Genomic DNA, 22,991 nt, shown 5'->3' on the forward strand with positions numbered 1-22,991 from the left:
GATGATCAACGAGATCAAGAAGGAAGCGCAGGATCGCATGGGCAAAACCCTGGAAGCCCTGGGCCACGCCTTCGCCAAGATTCGTACCGGCCGTGCTCATCCGAGCATCCTGGATAGCGTCATGGTGTCCTACTACGGTTCCGATACCCCGCTGCGCCAGGTCGCCAACGTCACCGTGGAAGATTCCCGCACCCTGGCCCTGAGCGTGTTCGACAAGAGCATGATCCAGGCGGTCGAGAAGGCCATCATGACCTCCGACCTGGGCCTGAACCCGGCGACCGCCGGCACCACCATTCGCGTTCCGATGCCGGCCCTGACCGAGGAAACCCGCAAGGGCTTCACCAAGCAGGCCCGTGCCGAGGCCGAGCAGGCTCGCGTTTCCGTGCGCAACATCCGTCGCGATGCCCTGGCTCAACTGAAGGACCTGCAGAAAGAGAAGGAAATCAGCGAGGACGACGAGCGTCGTGCTGGTGATGATGTGCAGAAGATCACCGACAAGTTCGTCGCCGAGATCGAAAAGGCCCTCGAGGCCAAGGAAGCGGATCTGATGGCCGTCTGACGGCCGGGTTCTCGTCATGGAAAAGACCAAGCAGGTGACGCCCGTGCCTCGGCACGTGGCGATCATCATGGATGGCAACAACCGCTGGGCGAAGAAACGCCTGATGCCCGGTGTCGCCGGGCACAAGGCGGGTGTGGATGCCGTTCGCGCGGTGATCAAGACCTGTGCCGAGGCGGGCGTCGAAGTGCTGACGCTGTTCGCCTTCTCCAGCGAGAACTGGCAGCGCCCGGCCGATGAGGTCGGCGCGCTGATGGAGCTGTTCCTCATGGCCTTGCGCCGTGAGGTGCGCAAGCTCAGCGCCAACGGCATTCGCCTGCGGATCATCGGCGATCGCAGCCGTTTCGCCCCCGAGTTGCAAACGGCGATGCGCGAGGCGGAAAACCTGACGGCCAATGGCTCCGCCATGCTGCTGCAGGTGGCGGCCAACTATGGCGGCCAGTGGGACATCACCCAGGCTGCCCAGCGGCTCGCTCGCGAGGTGCAGGCCGGTCATCTGGCGCCGGATGAGATCACCCCGGAACTGATCCAGGGTTGTCTCTCCACCGGTGACCAGCCGTTGCCCGACCTGTGCATCCGTACCGGCGGCGAACATCGCATCAGCAACTTCCTTCTCTGGCAGCTGGCGTATGCCGAGCTGTATTTCTCCGATCTCTACTGGCCCGACTTCAAGCGCGATGCCATGCAGGCTGCGCTGGTCGACTACGCCTCTCGCCAGCGTCGCTTCGGCAAGACCAGCGATCAGGTCGAGGCCGAGGCTCCCCCGACATGTTGAAACAACGAATCATCACGGCGCTGGTCCTGTTGCCGGTCGCGCTGGGTGGTTTCTTCCTCCTCGATGGGGCGGCGTTCTCGCTGTTCATCGGTCTGGTGGTCAGTCTCGGTGCCTGGGAATGGGCGCGCCTGGCGGGTTACAACGAGCAGCCCGCACGGGTTGGCTATGCCGCCGTGGTGGCCGCGCTGATGTTCACCCTCTCCTGGCTGCCGCAACTGGCCGGGGCGGTGCTGGTGCTGGCGTTGCTCTGGTGGCTGCTGGCGACCATCATGGTGCTGACCTATCCGGATAGCGCGTCGAGCTGGGGTGGCCGCTGGCGCCGCCTGCTGATCGGCCTGCTGATCCTGGTGCCGGCCTGGCAGGGGCTGGTGCTGCTCAAGCAGTGGCCGCTGGCCAACTGGCTGATCGTCGCGGTGATGGTGTTGGTCTGGGCCGCCGATATCGGCGCCTATTTCTCCGGCAAGGCCTTTGGCAAGCGCAAGCTGGCGCCACGGGTCAGTCCGGGCAAGAGCTGGGAAGGTTTCTTCGGTGGCATGGCGCTGTGCCTGGCGATCACCGTCGCCGTCTCCATCTACCGCGACTGGAGCGTCCGCGAGCTGCTGCTGGCACTGCCGTGCGCGGCCATCGTGGTGGCCCTGTCGGTCATTGGCGACCTGACCGAAAGCATGTTCAAGCGCCAGTCCGGCCTCAAGGACAGCAGTAATCTGCTGCCGGGGCATGGTGGCGTGCTGGATCGAATCGACAGCCTGACTGCGGCGATCCCGGTGTTCACCGCGCTGCTCTGGGCCGTGGGCTGGGGTACGCCGTGAACCGTCCGCAGTGGATCACCGTGCTGGGGGCGACCGGTTCGATCGGCCTCAGTACCCTCGACGTCATCGCTCGCCATCCCGGTCGCTACCGTGTCTTCGCCCTGAGCGGCTTCTCTCGGCTCGCTGAGCTGGAAGCGCTGTGCCTGCAGCATCGTCCGCGTTTCGCTGTCGTGCCGGAGGCTAATCAGGCCCGGCACCTGCAGGGCGGCCTGCTGGCGGCGGGATTGGAGACTCGGGTGCTCGTCGGCGAGGCGGGGCTGTGCGAGATTGCCAGCCATCCCGAGGTGGATGCCGTCATGGCGGCCATCGTCGGTGCCGCCGGGCTGAAGCCCACGCTGGCCGCCGTCGAGGCCGGCAAGCGGGTGCTGCTGGCCAACAAGGAAGCGCTGGTGATGTCCGGTGCGCTGTTCATGGATGCTGTGCGTTGCAGTGGTGCGGTGCTGCTGCCGATCGACAGTGAGCACAATGCGATCTTCCAGTGCATGCCCCGGGACTACGCGCGCGGTCTCGGCGAGGTTGGGGTGCGTCGGATTCTGTTGACGGCCTCGGGCGGTCCATTCCGTGAGACGCCTCTGGAGGCTCTGTCGGACGTTTCTCCTGAGCAGGCCTGCGCCCATCCCAACTGGTCGATGGGACGGAAGATCTCCGTCGACTCCGCCAGCATGATGAACAAGGGATTGGAGCTGATCGAGGCCTGCTGGTTGTTCGATGCGCCGCCGTCGAAGGTCGAGGTGGTGATCCATCCACAGAGCGTCATTCATTCCCTGGTGGACTATGTGGACGGCTCGGTGCTCGCGCAGCTGGGCAATCCGGACATGCGTACCCCCATCGCCCATGCGCTGGCCTGGCCGCAGCGGATCGACTCCGGGGTTTCGCCGCTGGATCTGTTCGCCATCGCCCGACTGGACTTCTGTCCGCCGGACGAACGGCGTTTCCCCTGTCTGCGCCTGGCCCGACAGGCGGCTGAAGTCGGTGGCAGCGTCCCGGCCATGCTCAACGCCGCCAATGAAGTCGCGGTGGCGGCCTTCCTCGAACGACGCATCCTCTTCACCGATATCGCGGTTATCATCGAAGACGTGCTGAACCGCGAGGCGCACGCCCCGGTCGAAACCCTCGATGCGGTGCTGGCGGCCGATCGGCGCGCACGTGACGCCGCGCAGGCGTGGTTGCAGGAACGCGGGCGTTGACGCCCAGGAGATAGTGATGAGCGCCCTCTACATGATCGTCGGCCTGTTGGTCGCACTGGGTGTGCTGGTTACCTTCCACGAATTTGGGCATTTCTGGGTGGCGCGCCGCTGTGGCGTGAAAGTGCTGCGTTTCTCCGTGGGATTCGGTACGCCGTTGGTGCGTTGGCACGATCGCCAGGGAACCGAGTTCGTCGTCGCCGCCATACCGCTGGGCGGCTACGTCAAGATGCTCGATGAGCGCGAGGGCGATGTTCCGCCGGAACTGCTCGACCACGCCTTCAATCGCAAACCGGTCTTTCAGCGCATTGCCATCGTCGCCGCCGGACCGGTGGCGAACTTCCTCCTGGCAATCCTGTTCTTCTGGGTGCTGGCGATGCTGGGCAGCCAGCAGATCAAGCCCGTCATCGGTTCCATCGTTGCCGACAGCCCCGCGGCGCTGGGTGGCCTGGCTGCCGGCCAGGAAGTCGTGGCCGTCGATGGCAAGGCGGTGGAAGGCTGGAATGGCGTCAATCTGCAACTGGTGCGCCGTCTCGGCGAAACCGGGGAGCTGAGCGTTTCTGTGCTCGAGCCGGGTTCCTCCGTGCCAGTGGTGCGTCAACTGCATCTCGATGCCTGGCTGAAGAGCGCCGACAATCCCGATCCCATTGCCGGATTGGGGATTCGGCCGTGGCGTCCCGCCATCGTGCCGCTCCTGGCGGAGCTCGACGAGAAGGGACCGGCCAAGGCGGCCGGGCTCAAGGTCGGCGATCGTCTGCTGAGTGTCGATGGCCAGTCTGTGGACGATTGGCAGCAGGTGGTGGACAAGGTCCGTGCCCGTCCCGAAGAGCGCATCGTGCTGGGCATCGAGCGTGCTGGACAGCGACAGGACGTCGCGCTGACCCTGGCGGCGAAAGGGGAGGGCAAGGCCCGTACCGGATACCTCGGGGCAGGGGTCGCGGGTGGCCAGTGGCCGGCGGAAATGCTTCGCGAAATCAGCTACGGACCGGTGGACGCAGTCGGGCAGGCACTCTCTCGAACCTGGTCGATGAGCCTGCTAACTCTGGATTCTCTAAAGAAAATGGTGCTCGGGCAGCTCTCGGTAAAAAACTTGAGCGGGCCGATAACCATTGCTAAAGTGGCGGGCGCTTCAGCCCAGTCCGGCGTGGGGGATTTTCTGCATTTCCTCGCCTATCTGAGTATCAGTTTGGGGGTTCTCAACCTGTTGCCGATTCCCGTGCTAGATGGCGGGCATCTGCTGTTCTACCTGGTCGAGTGGGTGCGAGGTCGCCCGCTGTCGGAACGGGTCCAGGCTTGGGGGATGCAGATCGGCATCAGCCTGGTCGTGGGGGTCATGTTGCTGGCCCTGGTCAACGATCTGAGTCGACTGTAACGCGCCGTTGAATTTCGGATCTGCCGCCTCATGCGGCAGATTCTTTATTTGTCAGTTGGAATAAAAGGACTCCATGAAACGCTTTCTGCTACCCGCGGCCCTTTCCGCGCTGATGATCGCCCAGGTTCACGCCGAGTCCTTCACTGTCTCCGACATCCGGGTCAATGGTCTGCAGCGCGTCTCCGCCGGCAGCGTGTTCGCCGCACTGCCGCTGAACGTGGGGGAGCAGATCGATGACCGTCGCCTGGTCGAGGCGACTCGCTCCCTGTTCAAGACCGGTTTCTTCCAGGACATCCAGCTCAGCCGCGACGGTAATGTGCTGATCGTCAACGTGGTCGAGCGTCCTTCGATCTCCAGCATCGAGATCGAAGGCAACAAGGCCATCACCACCGAAGACCTGATGAAGGGCCTGAAGCAGTCGGGCCTGGCCGAAGGCGAGATCTTCCAGCGCGCGACCCTCGAAGGTGTGCGCAACGAGCTGCAGCGCCAGTACGTGGCCCAGGGTCGTTACTCGGCCGAGATCGAGACCGAGGTGGTGCCGCAACCGCGCAACCGCGTCGCCCTGAAGATCACCATCAACGAAGGCACCGTGGCGGCCATCGCCCACGTCAACGTGGTGGGCAACACCGTTTTCTCCGAGGAAGACCTGACCGACCTGTTCGAGCTGAAGACCACCAACTGGCTGTCCTTCTTCAAGAACGATGACAAGTATTCCCGCGAAAAGCTCTCCGGTGACCTGGAGCGTCTGCGTTCCTACTACCTGGACCGTGGCTACATCCACATGGATATCGCCTCGACCCAGGTATCCATCACCCCGGACAAGAAACACGTCTACATCACCGTCAACGTCAACGAAGGCGAGAAGTACACCGTCAGCGACGTTAAGCTCTCCGGCGACCTGAAGGTTCCGGAAGACGAGATCAAGAAGCTGCTGCTGGTGAAGAAAGGCCAGGTCTTCTCGCGCAAGGTGATGACCACCACCTCCGACCTGATCACCCGCCGCCTGGGTAACGAGGGCTACACCTTCGCCAACGTCAACGGCGTGCCGGAGCCCCATGACGACGACAAGACCGTCTCGATCACCTACGTGGTCGATCCGGGCAAGCGTGCCTACGTCAACCGCATCAACTTCCGTGGCAACACCAAGACCGAGGACGAAGTACTCCGTCGCGAAATGCGCCAGATGGAAGGCGGCTGGGCGTCGACCTACCTGATCGACCAGTCCAAGCAGCGCCTGGAACGCCTGGGCTACTTCAAGGAAGTCAACGTCGAGACCCCGGCCGTGCCCGGTACCGACGACCAGGTCGACGTGAACTACAGCGTGGAAGAGCAGCCGTCCGGCTCCATCACCGCGAGTATCGGCTTCGCCCAGAGCGCCGGTCTGATCCTCGGCGGCTCGATCAGCCAGAACAACTTCCTGGGTACTGGTAACAAGGTCAGCCTTGGCCTGACCAAGTCTGACTACCAGACCCGCTACAACTTCGGCTTCGTCGACCCCTACTGGACCGTCGACGGCGTGAGCCTGGGCTACAATGCCTTCTACCGCAAGACCGACTACAGCGATCTGGACGTCGACGTTTCCAGCTACTCCGTCAACAGCTATGGCGCTGGCGTAAGCATCGGCTATCCGATCAGCGAAACGTCGCGCCTGACCTACGGCCTGACCGTACAGAAGGATGAGATCGATACCGGCGTCTACACCGTCGACGAGATCTTCGACTTCATTCAGAACGAAGGCGACAGCTTCACCAACTTCAAGGGTTCCATCGGCTGGTCCGAATCGACCCTGAACAAGGGCGTGCTGGCCAACCGCGGCCACTCGCAGAGCCTGGTGCTGGAATCCACCATTCCGGGTAGCGACCTGTCGTTCTACAAACTCGACTACCGTGGCCAGGTCTTCGCCCCGCTAACCGAAAACTACACCATGCGCTTCCACACCGAGCTCGGCTACGGTGATGGCTATGGTTCTACCGAGCGCCTGCCGTTCTACGAGAACTACTATGCCGGTGGCTTCAACTCGGTGCGGGGCTTCAAGGACAGCACCCTTGGCCCGCGCAGTACGCCGAGTAAGGGCACCAACTCGGGGACCGAGTATGACCCGGACCAGGATCCGCAAGCCTTCGGTGGTAGCATCATGATCACCGGCGGTGCCGAAGTCCTGTTCCCGTTGCCGTTCGTGAAGGACCAGCGCCAATTGCGCAGCGTGGTGTTCTGGGATGTGGGTAACGTGTTCGACACGGATTGCCCGACGTCCACCACCCAGGGGTGCGATGGCGTCAAGTTCAACGATATGGCTATGTCCGCGGGTGTGGGGCTGACCTGGATCACCGCGCTGGGCCCGTTGAGCTTCAGTCTGGCGACCCCGATCAAGAAGCCGGACAACGCCGAAACCCAGATCTTCCAGTTCTCCCTGGGACAGACCTTCTAATTGGCCGTATCGTTGTAATGACAACCATGCTTTGTGCAGGAGTGCATCGTGCGTAAGTTGACCCAGTTCGTCCTGATCACCGCAGCCCTGGCGGCGAGCCCCGCGTTCGCCGACATGAAGATCGCGGTGCTCAACTATCAGATGGCACTCCTCGAGTCGGATGCGGCCAAGCAGTACGCCGTGGATGCGGAGAAAAAGTTCGGCCCCCAGCTGAACAAGCTGAAATCGCTGGAAAGCGATGCCAAGGCGCTGCAGGACAAGCTGGTCAACAGCGGTAGCAAGATGTCCCAGTCCGAGCGTGAGAGAGCCGAGAGCGATTTCAAGCAGAAGGCCCGTGATTTCCAGTTCCAGTCCAAGGAGCTGAACGAGGCCAAGGCTGTCGCCGACCGCGACATGCTCAAGAAGCTCAAGCCGAAGCTGGATCAGGCCGTCGAGGAAACCATCAAGAAAGGCAGTTATGACCTCGTGGTTGAGCGTGGTGCCGTGGTCGACGTGAAGCCGCAGTACGACATCACCCGTCAAGTCATCGAGCGCATGAACCAACTGCGCTGATGATGACCGAGCTGTCCTTTACCCTCGCTGAACTGGCTGCGCAGCTCGATGCCGAGCTGCGTGGCGATTCCGCTCAAGTCATTCGTGGCCTGGCGACCCTTCAGGAAGCCGGCGCGGATCAGCTGAGCTTCCTGGCCAACCCGCAGTACCGCAAGTTCCTGCCCGAGAGCAAGGCGGGCGCGGTGTTGCTGACGGCGGCCGATGCCGAAGGTTTCACCGGCAATGCGCTGGTGGTGGCCAACCCGTACCTCGCGTATGCCGGCCTTTCGCATCAGTTCGACCGCAAGCCCAAGGTGCCCGCCGGTATCCATCCCACTGCGGTGGTCGATGAGGGAGCCCAGGTCGATCCGACCGCCAGTATCGGTCCCTATGCGGTGATCGAGGCTGGCGCGCAGATCGGTGCCGGCGTTACCGTCAGCGCCCATTGCTTCGTCGGCGCGCGCAGCGTGATCGGCGAAGGTGGCTGGCTGGCCCCGAGAGTGACCCTTTACCACGACGTGCGCATCGGCAAGCGCGTGGTGATCCAGTCCGGCGCCGTGCTGGGCGGCGAGGGCTTCGGCTTTGCCAGCCACAAGGGCGTTTGGCAGAAGATCGCGCAAATTGGCGGCGTGACCGTGGGCGATGACGTCGAGATCGGCGCCAACACCACGATCGACCGCGGTGCGCTGTCCGATACCCTGGTGGGCAATGGCGTGAAGCTGGACAACCAGATCATGATCGCCCACAACGTGCAGATCGGTGATCACACCGCGATGGCAGGCTGCTGCGGGATTTCCGGTAGCGCCAAGATCGGCAAGCATTGCATGCTCGCCGGTGGTGTCGGCCTGGTCGGTCACATCGAGATCTGCGACAACGTCTTCGTCACCGGGATGACCATGGTGACCCGTTCGATCACCGAACCGGGCTCCTATTCATCCGGTACTGCCATGCAGCCGGCCGGCGAATGGAAGAAGAGCGCTGCGCGTATACGCCAGTTGGACGACATGGCCCGTCGTCTGCAGCAGCTGGAAAAGCGCGTGGCCGCCGTGACCCCAAGCGGAGACGTTCCATCAGATGCGTGATCCACGCATTTTTTGGCGTTTCCCTTTTCTGAACAGGCTCCCCTGAACATGATGGACATCAACGAGATTCGCGAATACCTGCCTCATCGCTACCCCTTCCTGCTGGTGGATCGGGTGGTGGAGCTGGACATCGAAGGCAAGCGCATTCGCGCCTACAAGAATGTCAGCATCAACGAGCCGTTCTTCAATGGCCACTTCCCGCAGCACCCGATCATGCCGGGCGTGTTGATCATCGAAGCGATGGCCCAGGCGGCCGGCATCCTCGGCTTCAAGATGCTCGATGTGAAGCCGGCCGACGGCACCCTGTACTACTTCGTCGGCTCCGACAAGCTGCGCTTCCGCCAGCCGGTGCTGCCGGGAGACCAGCTGCAACTGCATGCCCAGTTCGTCAGCGTCAAGCGCGGCATCTGGAAGTTCGACTGCCATGCCACTGTCGATGACAAGCCGGTATGCTCGGCCGAAATCATCTGTGCGGAACGCAAACTATGAGTTTGATCGATCCTCGCGCCATCATCGACCCGCGCGCAAAGCTGGCTGACGACGTAGAGGTGGGCCCCTGGTCCATCGTCGGGCCGGATGTGGAGATCGGCGAAGGTACGGTGATCGGTCCGCACGTGGTGCTCAAGGGCCCCACGAAGATCGGCAAGCACAATCGCATTTTTCAGTTCTCCAGCGTCGGCGAGGACACTCCCGACCTGAAGTACAAGGGCGAGCGGACTCGCCTGGTGATCGGCGATCACAACGTGATCCGCGAGGGTGTGACCATCCATCGCGGCACCATCCAGGATCGTTCGGAAACCACCATTGGCGACCACAACCTGCTCATGGCCTACGTGCACATCGGTCATGACAGTGTGATCGGCAACCAGTGCATCCTGGTGAACAACACGGCACTGGCCGGTCATGTCCATGTGGATGACTGGGCGATCCTCTCCGGTTACACCCTGGTGCATCAGTTCTGCCGTATCGGCGCGCACAGCTTCTCCGGCATGGGCAGCGCGATCGGCAAGGACGTCCCGGCCTACGTGACCGTCTTCGGCAATCCCGCCGAGGCTCGCAGCATGAACTTCGAGGGCCTGCGCCGACGCGGTTTCAGTGCCGAGGCCATCCAGGCGCTGCGCCGGGCCTACAAGGTGGTCTACCGCCAGGGGCTGACGGTGGACGAGGCGCTGGCCGAGCTCGCCGAGGTTTCGGAGCAATTCCCGGAAGTCGCGGTATTCCGTGACTCCATCCAGAGCTCCACCCGCGGCATCACCCGCTGACCATGCAACCGACCGCACGCAAGCTGCGCGTCGCCCTGGTCGCGGGCGAGGCGTCCGGCGATATCCTCGGCTCCGGCCTCATGCAGGCGCTCAAGCAGCGCCACCCCGGCATCGAATTCATCGGTGTCGGTGGTCCGCGCATGCAGGCCGAAGGGCTGCGGTCGCATTTCCCGATGGAACGCCTGGCCGTCATGGGCCTGGTCGAGGTGCTCGGCCGCCTGCGCGAACTGCTGCGCCGGCGCAAGGACCTGGTGCAGATGCTGATCGCCGCCAAGCCGGATGTGTTCATCGGTATCGATGCGCCGGACTTCAACCTGAACATCGAATTGAAGCTGCGCCGTGCGGGTATTCGTACGGTGCACTACGTCAGCCCGTCGGTCTGGGCCTGGCGGCAGAAGCGTGTGCTGAAGATCAAGGAAGCCTGCGACCTGATGCTCGCGCTCTTCCCCTTCGAGGCGCGTTTCTACGAAGAGCATGCGGTGCCGGTGCGTTTCGTCGGCCATCCGTTGGCCAATACCATTCCGCTGGAGGCCGACCGCGCCGGTGCGCGCGAACGTCTCGGCTTGCCGCAGGACGCCGGTGTCGTTGCGCTGCTGCCGGGGAGCCGGGGAGGGGAGGTCGGCAAGCTCGGTGCGTTGTTCCTCGATACCGCCCAGCGCCTGCTGCAGGAACACCCCGGTCTGCGTTTCGTGCTGCCTTGCGCGAGCCCTGAGCGCCGCGCGCAGATCGAAGCAATGCTCGCCGGTCGCGATCTACCGGTGCAGTTGCTCGACGGCGCCTCCCACGAGGCGCTTGCCGCCTGCGACGCCGTGCTGATCGCCTCCGGCACCGCCACCCTTGAAGCGCTGCTGTACAAGCGGCCGATGGTCGTCGCCTACAAGGTGGCGCCGATGACCTACCGCATCCTCAAGCGGCTGGTGAAGAGTCCGTACATCTCGCTGCCGAATCTGCTGGCCAACCGACTGCTGGTGCCTGAGTTGATCCAGGATGCGGCGACACCCGAGTCGCTGGCCAATACCTTGCTGCCACTGCTGGATGACGGCAGCGTGCAGACCGAATCCTTCGACGCCATCCATCGCGCGTTGCGCCAGGATGCGTCCGTGCAAGCGGCCGAGGCCGTGCTTGCCCTGGTGGAGAAACACTGATGCAGATGGGCCTGGATTTCGCCCTGGTGGAAGAGCTGGTTGCGGGTGTTGACGAAGTTGGCCGAGGCCCGCTGTGCGGTCCCGTGGTTACCGCCGCTGTCATCCTTGACCCGGCGCGGCCGATCAGCGGGCTCAACGATTCGAAGAAGCTCACTGAAGCCAAACGTGAAAAACTCTTCGACGAGATCCGCGACAAGGCCCTGGCATGGTGCATCGCCCGTGCCGATGTCCACGAGATCGACCAGCTCAACATCCTCCACGCCACCATGCTGGCCATGCAGCGCGCGGTGGAAGGCCTGAGCGTCACGCCGAAACTGGCGCTGATCGACGGCAATCGGTGTCCGAAATTGAAGGTGCCTTCTGCGCCGGTGGTGCAGGGGGATGCCAAGGTCCCGGCCATCGCCGCCGCCTCGATCCTGGCCAAGGTCAGCCGTGACCGCGAGATGCAGGAAATGGAAGCCCTCTACCCTGGCTATGGCATCGGCGGGCACAAGGGCTATCCGACCCCGGTGCACCTCGAAGCCCTCAGGCGTCTGGGCCCGACGCCGATCCACCGTCGCTCCTTCGGACCGGTGCGCGCGCTGCTGGAAAACCCTGTTGGCATCCTGTAACACCCTGTTATTACTCTGGAATTTCTCGCGGCCAGCGGCTTGTTGGTGAGTTGAATCACCCCGCGCGACGGCTGGCCCATTGATCCCTGTAGCTTTGCGGACAGCCCCGGTACAATCCGGGGTTTGCCGTTTTTCGCGTTTGCCAAGGACCACCATGACCGCCACCTTCGTTCACCTGCGTCTGCACACCGAATTCTCCCTGGTCGACGGCCTGGTGCGGGTCAAGCCGCTGATCAAGGCGGTTGGCGGGGCTGGCATGCCGGCGGTGGCGGTGACCGATCTGAGCAACATGTGCTCGCTGGTGAAGTTCTACAAGACGGCCATGGGCGGCGGTATCAAGCCGATCTGCGGCGCCGACATCTGGCTGGCAAACCGCGATGACGACGGCCCGCTGACCCGCCTGACCCTGCTGGCCATGAATGCCAAGGGCTATCGCAACCTGACAGAGCTGATCTCCCGTGGCTGGCAGGAAGGCCAGCGCAACGGCGAGATCATCATCGAGCGCGAGTGGGTGAAAGAGGCGGCTGAAGGCCTGATTGCGCTGTCCGGCTCCAAGGAGGGCGAGATCGGCCTGGCGCTGCTGGAGGGCAACGATGCCCTGGCGGACTCGCTGCTGGCCGAGTGGCTGGAAGTCTTCCCGGACCGTTTCTACCTGGACATCCAGCGCACCAACCGGGTCAACGACGAAGAGCACGTGCATGCCGCCATGGCCCTGTCCGAACGCAGCGGTGCGCCGCTGGTGGCGACCAACGACGTGCGCTTCATCAAGCCCGAGGACTTCGAGGCCCACGAGACCCGCGTGTGCATCGGCGAAGGCCGCGCCCTGGACGACCCGCGCCGCTCGCGCAGCTATTCCGACCAGCAGTACCTGAAGAGCCCGGCGGAAATGGCCGAGCTGTTCAGCGATATTCCCGAAGCGCTGGAAAATTCCGTCGAGATCGCCAAGCGCTGCAACATCGAGGTGCAACTGGGCAAGTACTTCCTGCCCAACTTCCCTATCCCCTTCGACGACATGGACATCAACGATTACCTGCGCCATGTCTCCTACGAGGGCCTGGAAGAGCGCCTGGCGGTGCTCTGGCCGAGGGAAACCACGCCCAATTACGAAGAGAAGCGGCAGATCTACGTCGACCGCCTGGAGTTCGAGCTGGGCACCATCATCCAGATGGGCTTCCCCGGCTACTTCCTGATCGTGATGGACTTCATCAAGTGGGCGAAGAACAACGGCGTGCCGGTAGGCCCCGGCCGAGGCTCGGGTGCCGGCTCGCTGGTCGCCTACGTACTGAAGATCACCGACCTCGACCCGCTGGCCTATGACCTGCTGTTCGAGCGTTTCCTCAACCCCGAACGTATTTCCATGCCCGACTTCGACGTCGACTTCTGCATGGAAGGTCGCGACCGGGTGATCGACTACGTTGCGGGCGCCTATGGTCGTAATGCGGTCAGCCAGATCATCACCTTCGGCTCGATGGCAGCGAAGGCGGTGGTGCGCGACGTGGCGCGGGTGCAGGGCAAGTCCTACGGCCTGGCCGACAAACTGTCGAAGATGATTCCCTTCGAAGTCGGCATGACCCTGGAGAAGGCCTTCGAGCAGGAGGAAATGCTCCGCGACTTCCTCAAGACCGACGAGGAAGCCCAGGAAATCTGGGACATGGCGCTCAAGCTGGAAGGCGTCACCCGCGGTACCGGCAAGCACGCCGGTGGCGTGGTGATCGCACCGACCAAGCTGACCGACTTCGCTCCCATCGCCTGTGACGAAGAGGGCGCCGGCCTGGTGACCCAGTTCGACAAGGACGACGTGGAAGCCGCCGGCCTGGTGAAGTTCGACTTCCTCGGCCTGCGTACCCTGACCATCATCAAATGGGCGATGGAGATCATCCATCGCAAGCAGCAGAAGGCCGGCGACCCCAACCTGGTCGACATCGACCGTATCCCGCTGGACGACAAGAAGACCTACGACCTGCTGCAGAAGGCGGAGACCACTGCGGTCTTCCAGCTTGAATCGCGCGGCATGAAGGAGCTGATCAAGAAGCTCAAGCCGGACTGCCTGGAAGACCTCATCGCACTGGTGGCGCTGTTCCGTCCCGGCCCGCTGCAGTCGGGCATGGTGGACGACTTCATCAACCGTAAGCACGGTCGCGAGGAAATCTCCTACCCGCACCCGGATTACCAGTACGCCGGCCTCGAACCGGTGCTCAAGCCCACCTACGGCATCATCCTGTACCAGGAACAGGTGATGCAGATCGCCCAGGTGATGGCGGGCTACAGCCTCGGCGGCGCGGACATGCTGCGTCGCGCGATGGGCAAGAAGAAGCCCGAGGAAATGGCCAAGCAGCGCGGCGGTTTCATCGAAGGCTGCTCCGCCAACGGCATCGATCCCAACCTCTCGGGCAACATCTTCGACCTGGTGGAAAAGTTCGCCGGCTACGGCTTCAACAAGTCGCACTCCGCCGCCTACGGCCTGGTGTCGTACCAGACCGCCTGGCTGAAGACTCACTGGAAAGCCCCGTTCATGGCCGCGGTACTGACCGCGGATATGCAGAACACCGACAAGGTGGTGACGCTCATCGAAGAGTGCCGCCACATGAAGCTGCGTATCGTTGCGCCGGACGTGAACAACTCCGAGTTCCGCTTCACCGTGGATGACGAGGACCAGATCGTCTACGGCCTGGGCGCGATCAAGGGCGTTGGCGAAGGCCCGGTGGAAGCCATCACCGAGTGTCGCGCCGAAGGTGGACCGTTCAAGACGTTGTTCGACTTCTGCGACCGCATCGACCTCAAGCGCGTCAACAAACGCACCCTGGAGGCGTTGATCCGCGCCGGTGCGCTGGACCGCCTCGGCCCGCACTTCTACGACGAACCCAAGGCCTACCAGGCCCACGTCGACATCAACCGCGCCGTGCTGCTGGCGTCGATGGAGGAGGCCGTCAAGGCCGCCGAGCAGACCTCGCGTAGCCACGACAGCGGGCACATGGACCTGTTCGGCGGGGTGTTCGCCGAGCCCGAGGCCGATGTCTACGCCAACCATCGCAAGGTCAAAGAGCTCAATCTCAAGGAGCGCCTGAAGGGCGAGAAGGACACCCTCGGCCTGTACCTGACCGGCCATCCGATCGACGAGTACGAAGGTGAAGTGCGACGTTTTGCCCGCCAGCGCATCGTCGAGTTGAAACCGGCGCGCGATACCCAGACCGTCGCCGGCCTGATCGTCAACCTGCGGGTGATGAAGAACAAGCGCGGCGACAAGATGGGCTTCGTGACCCTGGACGACCGCTCCGGCCGTATCGAAGCCTCGTTGTTCGCCGAAGCCTTCGCCGCCAACCAGGCGCTGCTGCAGACCGATGCGCTGGTGGTGATCGAGGGCGAAGTCAGCCAGGACGATTTCTCCGGCGGCCTGCGCCTGCGCGCCAAGCGCGTGATGGGCCTGGAAGAGGCACGCACCTCGCTGGCGGAAAGCCTGCGCGTGCGCGTGCATGCCGATGCGCTCAAGGGCGACCGCCTGCGCTGGCTGGCCGACCTGTGCACCCGTCACCGCGGCAGTTGCCCGGTCACCGTCGACTACAGCGGCGAGCAAGCGCGCGCCCTGTTGCAGTTCGGCGAGCAATGGCGGATCGACCCCGCAGACAACCTGATTCAAGCGTTGCGTGACCAGTTCGGTCGCGACAACGTCTTCCTGAACTACCGCTAGTGAAGCCGGTGGCCAAAGGCCGCCCGCCCGCCAGTCTCGACCCTTGACGCCCGATACCGTAAGGTAGGGCGCCTACGGACCAGGCCCAGCCGCCAACAGAACGACGGATAGCCCATGAACCCGAATTTTCTCGATTTCGAACAGCCCATTGCCGACCTGCACGCCAAGATCGAAGAACTGCGCCTGGTTGGCAACGACAACGCGCTGAACATCACCGACGAAATCTCCCGTCTGCAGGAGAAGAGCAAGGCGCTGACCGAGAACATCTTCGGCAACCTGACCAGCTGGCAGATCGCCCAGCTCGCGCGCCATCCGCGTCGCCCCTACACCCTGGACTACATCGAGCACATCTTCGGCGAGTTCGAAGAGCTGCACGGCGACCGTCATTTCGCCGATGATGCGGCCATCGTTGGCGGCGTTGCCCGCCTCGACGAGCAACCGGTGATGATCATCGGTCACCAGAAGGGTCGCGAAGTCCGCGAGAAGGTGCGCCGCAACTTCGGCATGCCGCGTCCGGAAGGCTACCGCAAGGCCTGCCGCCTGATGGAAATGGCCGAACGCTTCAAGATGCCGATCCTGACCTTCATCGACACCCCCGGCGCCTACCCGGGCATCGATGCCGAAGAGCGTGGTCAGAGCGAGGCGATTGCCTGGAACCTGCGCGTCATGGCGCGCCTGAAGACCCCGATCATCGCCACCGTTATCGGCGAGGGCGGTTCCGGCGGCGCGCTGGCCATTGGCGTGTGCGACCAGCTGAACATGCTGCAGTATTCCACCTACGCGGTGATCTCCCCGGAAGGCTGCGCCTCGATTCTCTGGCGTACCGCCGAGAAGGCGCCGGAAGCGGCCGAGGCGATGGGCATCACCGCCAACCGCCTGAAGGATCTGGGCATTGTCGACAGCATCATCCCCGAGCCGCTGGGCAGCGCTCACCGCGACCCGGCCGCGATGTCCCAGTCGATCCGCAAGGCCCTGCTCGGCCAGCTGGATGTTCTCAAGCAACTGAGCACCGAAGAGCTGCTGGCGCGCCGCTACGAGCGCCTGATGAGCTACGGCGTCGCCTGACCGACGTCTTCGGCGCAGCGTGGATGACGAGGTATCCTTGCCTCGTCATCCGTCCCGTCATACTGCGCCATGTCCCTTGACGTTCTGTCCCTGGAAAACCGACTTCTAGCGGCCCTCGCTCCCTGGCGTTCCGCACCGGCGTGGCGCGTGGCGCTGTCCGGTGGGCTGGATTCCACCGTCCTTGTGCATCTGCTGGCGCAACTCGCCCGTCGCGAGAAACTGCCGCCGATTTCCGCCATTCATATCCATCACGGCCTGCAGGCCGTCGCTGACGCCTGGCCGGAGCACTGCCAGCGGTTTTGCGACGCCCTCGGCATGCCGTTGCGTGTCGAGCGTGTGCGGGTGGAGGCGGGTGCCAGTCTGGAGCGAGCCGCCCGGAACGCGCGTTATGCCGCATTCGCGGCGACGTTGGAGGAGGGCGAGTGCCTGCTGACCGGGCAGCACCGCGACGACCAGGCGGAGACCGTGCTGTTCCGTCTGTTCCGTGGCGCCGGTGTACGTGGCTTGGCGGGGATGTCCGCCTGTCGTTCGCTGGGGGACGGGATGCTGCTGCGTCCGCTGCTGGGCGTCTCCCGCAACGAACTGGAGCGCTATGCCCGCAGCCACGGCCTGAGCTGGGTGGAGGACCCCTCCAATGCCAGTGACGATTACGACCGCAATTTCCTGCGCAACCAGCTGTTGCCGCTCATCGCCCGGCGCTGGCCGGCGGCGGGCGAAACCATTGCCCGCAGCGCCGAGCATCTGGCGGAAGCCGAGGGCCTGCTGACGGAGTTGGCGCAATCCGATCTGCTCGCGGCGGACCGGCAGACACATTACCGGAGCATGCCCCTGCCTTCCCTGGCCATCGGCCCGCTGACCTCCCTGAGCGAGTCGCGCCAGCGCAATGCGCTGCGCCACTGGCTCGCTCCCCTGGCGCGCCTGCCCGACAGTGCGCACTGGGCCGGTTGGCGGGATTTGCGCGACGCGCGGGTGGATGCCGAGCCGGTCTGGCGCCTCGCCGATGGTGAGCTGCGCCGCGCCAATGGCCGGCTCTGGTGGCTGGCGAACGCCTGGCGGGCCTTCGAGCCACGGACGCAGCCCTGGGTGGACGCCGCTCAATCGCTGCACCTGCCTGGCAATGGTTCGTTGCATTTCCAGGGCGAGCCGCCGCGCGGGCCGTTGGAGGTCCGTTACCGGCAGGGCGGGGAGGTCATGGCATTGCCCGGCCGTGGCCGTCGTGATCTCAAGCGCCTGCTCAACGAGGCCGGTGTTCCGGCGTTTCTCCGGGGCCGCTTGCCGCTGCTCTGGCGAGCCGACGAACTGTTGGGTGTGGCGTTGCTGCCGGAGTGGCGGGCTGGGGAATGTTCGTCATGGATGCTGTATTGGACGCCTCCGACGAATGACTCGGGTTTGAGCTGATAGCCGCTTTCCGGTAGACTACGCTCCCGTCTTATATCGCTCCCGTTGATTCCCCTCGGAGTCAGCGGGAGTTCGCTATTGATCACGACGTTGTCGTGAACCGGGTTTCGACCCGACCTTCGCTTCCCCGGCGGCCGAGCCGCCTAAACGCTGACATTCAGGGCTTTTCATGACGCGCTACATCTTCGTCACGGGTGGTGTTGTTTCTTCATTGGGGAAAGGCATCGCCTCGGCTTCCTTGGCTGCCATTCTGGAAGCGCGTGGCTTGAAGATCACGATGCTCAAGCTGGACCCCTACATCAACGTCGATCCGGGCACCATGAGCCCGTTCCAGCACGGTGAGGTGTTCGTCACCCACGACGGCGCTGAGACCGACCTCGATCTGGGCCACTACGAGCGTTTCGTTCGTACCACGATGACCCAGAACAACAACTTCACCACCGGCCGCGTCTACATGGACGTGCTGCGCAAGGAGCGCCGTGGTGACTACCTGGGCGCCACCGTGCAGGTGATCCCGCATATCACCGACGAGATCAAGCGTCGCATCATCAAGGGCGCCGGCGATGCCGACGTGGCCCTGGTGGAGGTCGGCGGCACCGTCGGTGACATCGAGTCGCAACCCTTCCTCGAGGCTATCCGCCAGCTGCGCGTGGAGATCGGTTCGCGCCGTGCCATGCTGATGCACCTGACGCTGGTCCCGTACATCGCCACCGCTGGCGAGACCAAGACCAAGCCGACCCAGCACTCGGTCAAGGAACTGCGCTCCATCGGCCTGCAGCCGGATATCCTGGTCTGCCGTTCCGACCATCCGGTGGACGTGTCCTCCCGCCGCAAGATCGCGCTGTTCACCAACGTGGAAGAGCGCGCGGTCATTTCGCTGGAAGACGTCGACACCATCTACCGCATTCCGTCGGTACTGCACGCCCAGGGCGTCGATGACTTCGTCGTCGAGCGCTTCGGCCTCGAGTGCGGCCCGGCCGATCTGTCCGAGTGGGACCGCGTGGTCGACGCCAAGCTCAACCCCGAGCGTGAAGTCACCATCGCCATGGTCGGCAAGTACATGGAACTGCTCGACGCCTACAAGTCGCTGATCGAAGCCATGACCCACGCCGGCATCCAGAGCCGCACCAAGGTCAACCTGCGCTACATCGACTCCGAGGACATCGAGCAGCAGGGCACCAGCCTGCTCGACGGCGCCGACGCCATCCTGGTTCCGGGCGGCTTCGGCCTGCGCGGCGTGGAAGGCAAGATCACCGCCGTGCAGTACGCTCGCGAGAACAAGGTTCCGTACCTGGGCATCTGCCTGGGCATGCAGGTGGCCGTCATCGAATACGCCCGCAATGTGCTGGGCTGGACCGATGCCAACTCCACCGAATTCGACAAGTCCAGCGGCCACCCGGTCGTCGGCCTGATCACCGAATGGCAGGACGCCACCGGCGCCACCGAAGTGCGCACCGAGGCGTCCGACCTGGGCGGCACCATGCGCCTGGGCGCCCAGGAGTGCCTGCTGTCCGCCGGTACCCTGGTGCACGACTGCTACGGCAAGGACGTGATCGTCGAGCGCCACCGTCACCGTTACGAAGTGAACAACAACCTGCGTCCGCAACTGGAAGCCGCCGGCCTGAAGATTTCCGGCCGCTCCGGCGACGGCGCGCTGGTGGAAGTCGTGGAGGCTCCGGACCACCCGTGGTTCGTGGCCTGCCAGTTCCACCCGGAGTTCACCTCCACCCCGCGTGATGGCCACCCGCTGTTCAGCGGCTTCGTCAACGCCGCCCTGAAGCAAGCCGGGAAGGCCTGAGCATGACCCAGAAGATCATTCGCGTCGGGGATATCCAGATCGGCAACGACCTGCCGTTCGTGCTGTTCGGCGGCATGAACGTGCTGGAGTCGCGCGACATGGCGATGCAGGTCTGCGAAGAGTACGTGGAGGTTACCGAGAAACTCGGCATCCCCTACGTATTCAAGGCCAGCTTCGACAAGGCCAACCGTTCCTCGATCACCTCGTTCCGTGGTCCGGGCATGGAGGAAGGGCTGAAGATCTTCGAAGAGATCAAGAAGACCTTCAATGTGCCGGTCATCACCGACGTGCACGAGCCCTGCCAGGCCGCTCCGGTTGCCGAGGTCTGCGACATCATCCAACTGCCGGCCTTCCTGTCCCGGCAGACCGACCTGGTCGTGGCGATGGCCCAGACCCGCGCGGTGATCAACATCAAGAAGGCCCAGTTCCTCGCGCCGCAGGAGATGAAACACATCCTGCGCAAGTGCGAGGAGGCGGGTAACGACCAACTGATCCTCTGCGAGCGTGGCTCCTCCTTCGGGTACAACAACCTGGTGGTGGACATGCTCGGCTTCGGCATCATGAAGCAGTTCGAGTACCCGGTGTTCTTCGACGTGACCCACGCCCTGCAGATGCCGGGCGGTCGCGCCGATTCCGCCGGCGGCCGCCGTGCCCAGGTTACCGACCTGGCCAAGGCCGGCATGAGCCAGGGCCTGGCCGGTCTGTTCCTGGAGGCCCATCCGGAGCCCGAGCAGGCAAAATGCGACGGACCGTGCGCCCTGCGCCTGAACAAGCTCGAGCCTTTCCTGTCCCAGCTCAAGCAGCTGGACGACCTGGTCAAGAGTTTCCCCACCATCGAGACTGCCTGAGAGTCCGCTCGATGTTCCCCGCATCGTCAAGCTCGGCGGGGCATCGAGCAGGTTCTGATGTCTCACCAGCCGCCCCGTTTATCTCTATCTTCGGAGTGTTATCAAGAATGGCAAAGATCGTCGACATCAAGGGCCGTGAGGTCCTGGACTCCCGCGGCAACCCGACCGTTGAAGCGGACGTGATCCTGGACAACGGCATCGTCGGCAGCGCTTGCGCCCCGTCCGGTGCATCCACCGGTTCTCGCGAGGCTCTCGAACTGCGCGATGGCGACAAGAGCCGTTACCTGGGCAAGGGCGTGCTGAAAGCCGTGGCCAACATCAATGGCCCGATCCGCGACCTGCTGCTGGGCAAGGACGCGGCTGACCAGAAAGGTCTGGATCACGCGATGATCGACCTCGACGGCACCGAGAACAAGGGCAAGCTGGGCGCCAACGCCATCCTGGCCGTCTCCCTGGCCGCCGCCAAGGCCGCTGCCCAGGCCAAGGGCGTACCGCTGTACGCGCACATCGCCGACCTGAACGGCACCCCGGGCCAGTACTCCATGCCGGTTCCGATGATGAACATCATCAACGGCGGCGAGCACGCCGATAACAATGTCGACATCCAGGAGTTCATGGTCCAGCCGGTTGGCGCCAAGAACTTCGCCGACGCGCTGCGCATGGGCGCCGAGATCTTCCACCACCTCAAAGCCGTGCTGAAGGCCCGTGGCCTGAACACCGCCGTGGGCGACGAAGGCGGCTTCGCGCCGAACCTGGCTTCCAACGAAGACGCCCTGGCGGCCATCGCCGAAGCCGTCGCCAACGCCGGCTACAAGCTGGGCGATGACGTGACCCTGGCCCTGGACTGCGCCTCCTCCGAGTTCTTCAAGGACGGTCAGTACGACCTGGAAGGCGAAGGCAAGGTATTCAGCGCCGAAGGTTTCGCCGACTACCTGGCCGGTCTGACCCAGCGCTACCCGATCATCTCCATCGAAGACGGCATGGACGAGTCCGACTGGGCTGGCTGGAAAGTCCTGACCGACAAGATCGGCGAGAAGGTACAGCTGGTCGGTGACGACCTGTTCGTGACCAATACCAAGATCCTCAAACGCGGCATCGACGAGAAGATCGGCAACTCGATCCTGATCAAGTTCAACCAGATCGGCTCGCTGACCGAGACCCTGGAAGCCATCCAGATGGCCAAGGCCGCCGGCTTCACCGCGGTGATCTCGCACCGTTCGGGCGAAACCGAGGACAGCACCATCGCTGACCTGGCTGTCGGCACTGCCGCTGGTCAGATCAAGACCGGTTCCCTCTGCCGCTCCGACCGCGTTTCCAAGTACAACCAGCTGCTGCGTATCGAAGAGCAGCTGGGCGCCAAGGCGCCGTACCGTGGTCGTGCGGAATTCCGCGGCTGATCCGAGTCTGGTACGGTGAAGGGGTGGCAGGAGCCACCCCTTTGCGTATAGGGAGCTGATGGTTTGAGGTTACGTAGCCCTTACTGGCTGTTCGTCGTGCTGATCCTGGCGCTCGCTGGCCTGCAGTATCGCCTGTGGATCGGCGATGGCAGCCTGGCGCAGGTACGCGACCTGCAGAAGCAGATCGCCGACCAGCAGGGCGAGAACGAGCGCCTGCTCGAACGTAACCGCATCCTCGAGGCGGAAGTCGCCGAGCTCAAGAAAGGCACCGAGACCGTCGAGGAGCGTGCACGCCACGAACTCGGCATGGTCAAGGACAAGGAAACCCTCTACCAGCTCGCGCAATGACCACTCCCGCCTTCTGGGCCGTGATCCCGGCCGCCGGCATCGGTTCGCGGATGCGCGCCGACCGCCCCAAGCAATACCTCGACCTCGCCGGTCGCAGCATTCTCGAACGCACCCTCGACTGCTTCCTCGGCCATCCCCGGCTGAAGGGGCTGGTGGTGTGCCTGGCCGCCGACGATCCCTGGTGGCCGACCTCGCCGAGCGCTTCCAACGAACTGATCCAGCGTGCCGACGGCGGCCGCGAGCGCGCCGATTCCGTACTCAATGGCCTGCTGCGCCTGACCGAACTGGGCGCTGGCAGCGACGACTGGGTGCTGGTGCACGACGCCGCCCGGCCGAACCTGGCTCGCGCGGATCTGGATCGCCTGTTGGGTGAACTGGAATTCGACGCCGTGGGTGGCCTGCTCGGCGTGCCTGCGCGGGATACCCTCAAGCGCGTGGGTGCCGACGGTCGCGTGGTGGAAACCATCGACCGCAGCGTGGTCTGGCAGGCCTATACCCCGCAGATGTTCCGCCTTGGCGCGCTGCATCGCGCACTCGCCGATGCGCTGGTGGCCGACGCGGCCATCACCGACGAAGCCTCGGCGATGGAATGGGCGGGCTATGCGCCGCGCATGGTGGAAGGGCGGGCGGACAATATCAAGGTCACCACTCCGGAAGACCTGCAGCGCCTGCAGCGTAACTTCGCCAAGCGCTAATC

Annotated in this window: 20 protein-coding genes; all 20 read left to right on the forward strand. The window is 63.9% G+C overall.

Going from position 1 to position 22,991, the window contains the following annotated elements:
* Position 1: 1 nt before the first annotated feature.
* A complete protein-coding gene (frr, locus tag H681_RS07575; RefSeq protein WP_015476261.1) occupies positions 2-559 on the forward strand; it encodes a ribosome recycling factor in 558 nt (185 codons plus the stop codon).
* A gap of 16 nt (positions 560-575) precedes the next feature.
* Positions 576-1,331 (forward strand): polyprenyl diphosphate synthase, encoded by a 756-nt coding sequence (gene uppS, locus H681_RS07580; protein ID WP_015476262.1) that lies wholly within the window; start codon positions 576-578, stop codon positions 1,329-1,331.
* On the forward strand, positions 1,325-2,140 hold the full coding sequence (locus H681_RS07585) for a phosphatidate cytidylyltransferase (protein ID WP_015476263.1): 816 nt from the start codon (positions 1,325-1,327) through the stop codon (positions 2,138-2,140). The genes uppS and H681_RS07585 overlap by 7 nt, the downstream gene beginning before the upstream one ends.
* Positions 2,137-3,327 (forward strand): 1-deoxy-D-xylulose-5-phosphate reductoisomerase, encoded by a 1,191-nt coding sequence (gene ispC, locus H681_RS07590; RefSeq protein ID WP_015476264.1) that lies wholly within the window; start codon positions 2,137-2,139, stop codon positions 3,325-3,327. The genes H681_RS07585 and ispC overlap by 4 nt, the downstream gene beginning before the upstream one ends.
* 16 nt (positions 3,328-3,343) lie before the next feature.
* On the forward strand, positions 3,344-4,696 hold the full coding sequence (gene rseP, locus H681_RS07595; protein WP_015476265.1) for a sigma E protease regulator RseP: 1,353 nt from the start codon (positions 3,344-3,346) through the stop codon (positions 4,694-4,696).
* Positions 4,697-4,769: 73 nt separating this feature from the next.
* A complete protein-coding gene (bamA, locus tag H681_RS07600; protein ID WP_015476266.1) occupies positions 4,770-7,124 on the forward strand; it encodes an outer membrane protein assembly factor BamA in 2,355 nt (784 codons plus the stop codon).
* Between the two features lie 48 nt (positions 7,125-7,172).
* Positions 7,173-7,676, forward strand: coding sequence for an OmpH family outer membrane protein (locus H681_RS07605; RefSeq protein WP_015476267.1), 504 nt, complete (start codon positions 7,173-7,175; stop codon positions 7,674-7,676).
* Positions 7,676-8,737, forward strand: a complete 1,062-nt coding sequence (gene lpxD, locus H681_RS07610; RefSeq protein WP_015476268.1) for a UDP-3-O-(3-hydroxymyristoyl)glucosamine N-acyltransferase — start codon at positions 7,676-7,678, stop codon at positions 8,735-8,737. The genes H681_RS07605 and lpxD overlap by 1 nt, the downstream gene beginning before the upstream one ends.
* 48 nt (positions 8,738-8,785) lie before the next feature.
* A complete protein-coding gene (gene fabZ / locus H681_RS07615) occupies positions 8,786-9,226 on the forward strand; it encodes a 3-hydroxyacyl-ACP dehydratase FabZ (protein ID WP_015476269.1) in 441 nt (146 codons plus the stop codon).
* Entirely contained in the window at positions 9,223-9,999 is a 777-nt protein-coding gene (gene lpxA / locus H681_RS07620) for an acyl-ACP--UDP-N-acetylglucosamine O-acyltransferase (RefSeq protein WP_015476270.1), read from the forward strand. Before fabZ ends, lpxA begins: the two co-directional genes overlap by 4 nt.
* 2 nt (positions 10,000-10,001) lie before the next feature.
* Positions 10,002-11,144: a lipid-A-disaccharide synthase gene (gene lpxB, locus H681_RS07625; protein WP_015476271.1), complete on the forward strand. Its 1,143-nt coding sequence runs from the start codon at positions 10,002-10,004 to the stop codon at positions 11,142-11,144.
* Positions 11,144-11,755, forward strand: a complete 612-nt coding sequence (gene rnhB, locus H681_RS07630) for a ribonuclease HII (protein WP_015476272.1) — start codon at positions 11,144-11,146, stop codon at positions 11,753-11,755. The genes lpxB and rnhB overlap by 1 nt, the downstream gene beginning before the upstream one ends.
* 154 nt (positions 11,756-11,909) lie before the next feature.
* Complete coding sequence (dnaE, locus tag H681_RS07635) at positions 11,910-15,440, forward strand: DNA polymerase III subunit alpha (RefSeq protein WP_015476273.1); 3,531 nt, start codon at positions 11,910-11,912, stop codon at positions 15,438-15,440.
* 114 nt (positions 15,441-15,554) lie between these two features.
* A complete protein-coding gene (gene accA, locus H681_RS07640; protein ID WP_015476274.1) occupies positions 15,555-16,505 on the forward strand; it encodes an acetyl-CoA carboxylase carboxyl transferase subunit alpha in 951 nt (316 codons plus the stop codon).
* 69 nt (positions 16,506-16,574) lie between these two features.
* Positions 16,575-17,903, forward strand: coding sequence for a tRNA lysidine(34) synthetase TilS (gene tilS / locus H681_RS07645; protein WP_041711812.1), 1,329 nt, complete (start codon positions 16,575-16,577; stop codon positions 17,901-17,903).
* 169 nt (positions 17,904-18,072) lie between these two features.
* A complete protein-coding gene (locus H681_RS07650; protein ID WP_015476276.1) occupies positions 18,073-19,701 on the forward strand; it encodes a CTP synthase in 1,629 nt (542 codons plus the stop codon).
* Positions 19,702-19,703: 2 nt separating this feature from the next.
* Positions 19,704-20,549, forward strand: coding sequence for a 3-deoxy-8-phosphooctulonate synthase (kdsA, locus tag H681_RS07655; protein ID WP_015476277.1), 846 nt, complete (start codon positions 19,704-19,706; stop codon positions 20,547-20,549).
* A 107-nt stretch (positions 20,550-20,656) separates the two neighbouring features.
* Positions 20,657-21,946 carry a phosphopyruvate hydratase gene (gene eno / locus H681_RS07660; RefSeq protein ID WP_015476278.1) on the forward strand — a complete coding sequence of 430 codons (1,290 nt, stop codon included), beginning with the start codon at positions 20,657-20,659 and terminating at the stop codon, positions 21,944-21,946.
* Between the two features lie 63 nt (positions 21,947-22,009).
* Positions 22,010-22,294 carry a cell division protein FtsB gene (gene ftsB, locus H681_RS07665; protein WP_041711814.1) on the forward strand — a complete coding sequence of 95 codons (285 nt, stop codon included), beginning with the start codon at positions 22,010-22,012 and terminating at the stop codon, positions 22,292-22,294.
* Positions 22,291-22,989 (forward strand): 2-C-methyl-D-erythritol 4-phosphate cytidylyltransferase, encoded by a 699-nt coding sequence (gene ispD, locus H681_RS07670; protein WP_015476280.1) that lies wholly within the window; start codon positions 22,291-22,293, stop codon positions 22,987-22,989. The genes ftsB and ispD overlap by 4 nt, the downstream gene beginning before the upstream one ends.
* The last annotated feature ends 2 nt before the right edge of the window (positions 22,990-22,991 follow it).

The sequence above is a fragment of the Pseudomonas sp. ATCC 13867 genome (assembly GCF_000349845.1).
Classification (GTDB): Bacteria; Pseudomonadota; Gammaproteobacteria; order Pseudomonadales; family Pseudomonadaceae; genus Pseudomonas.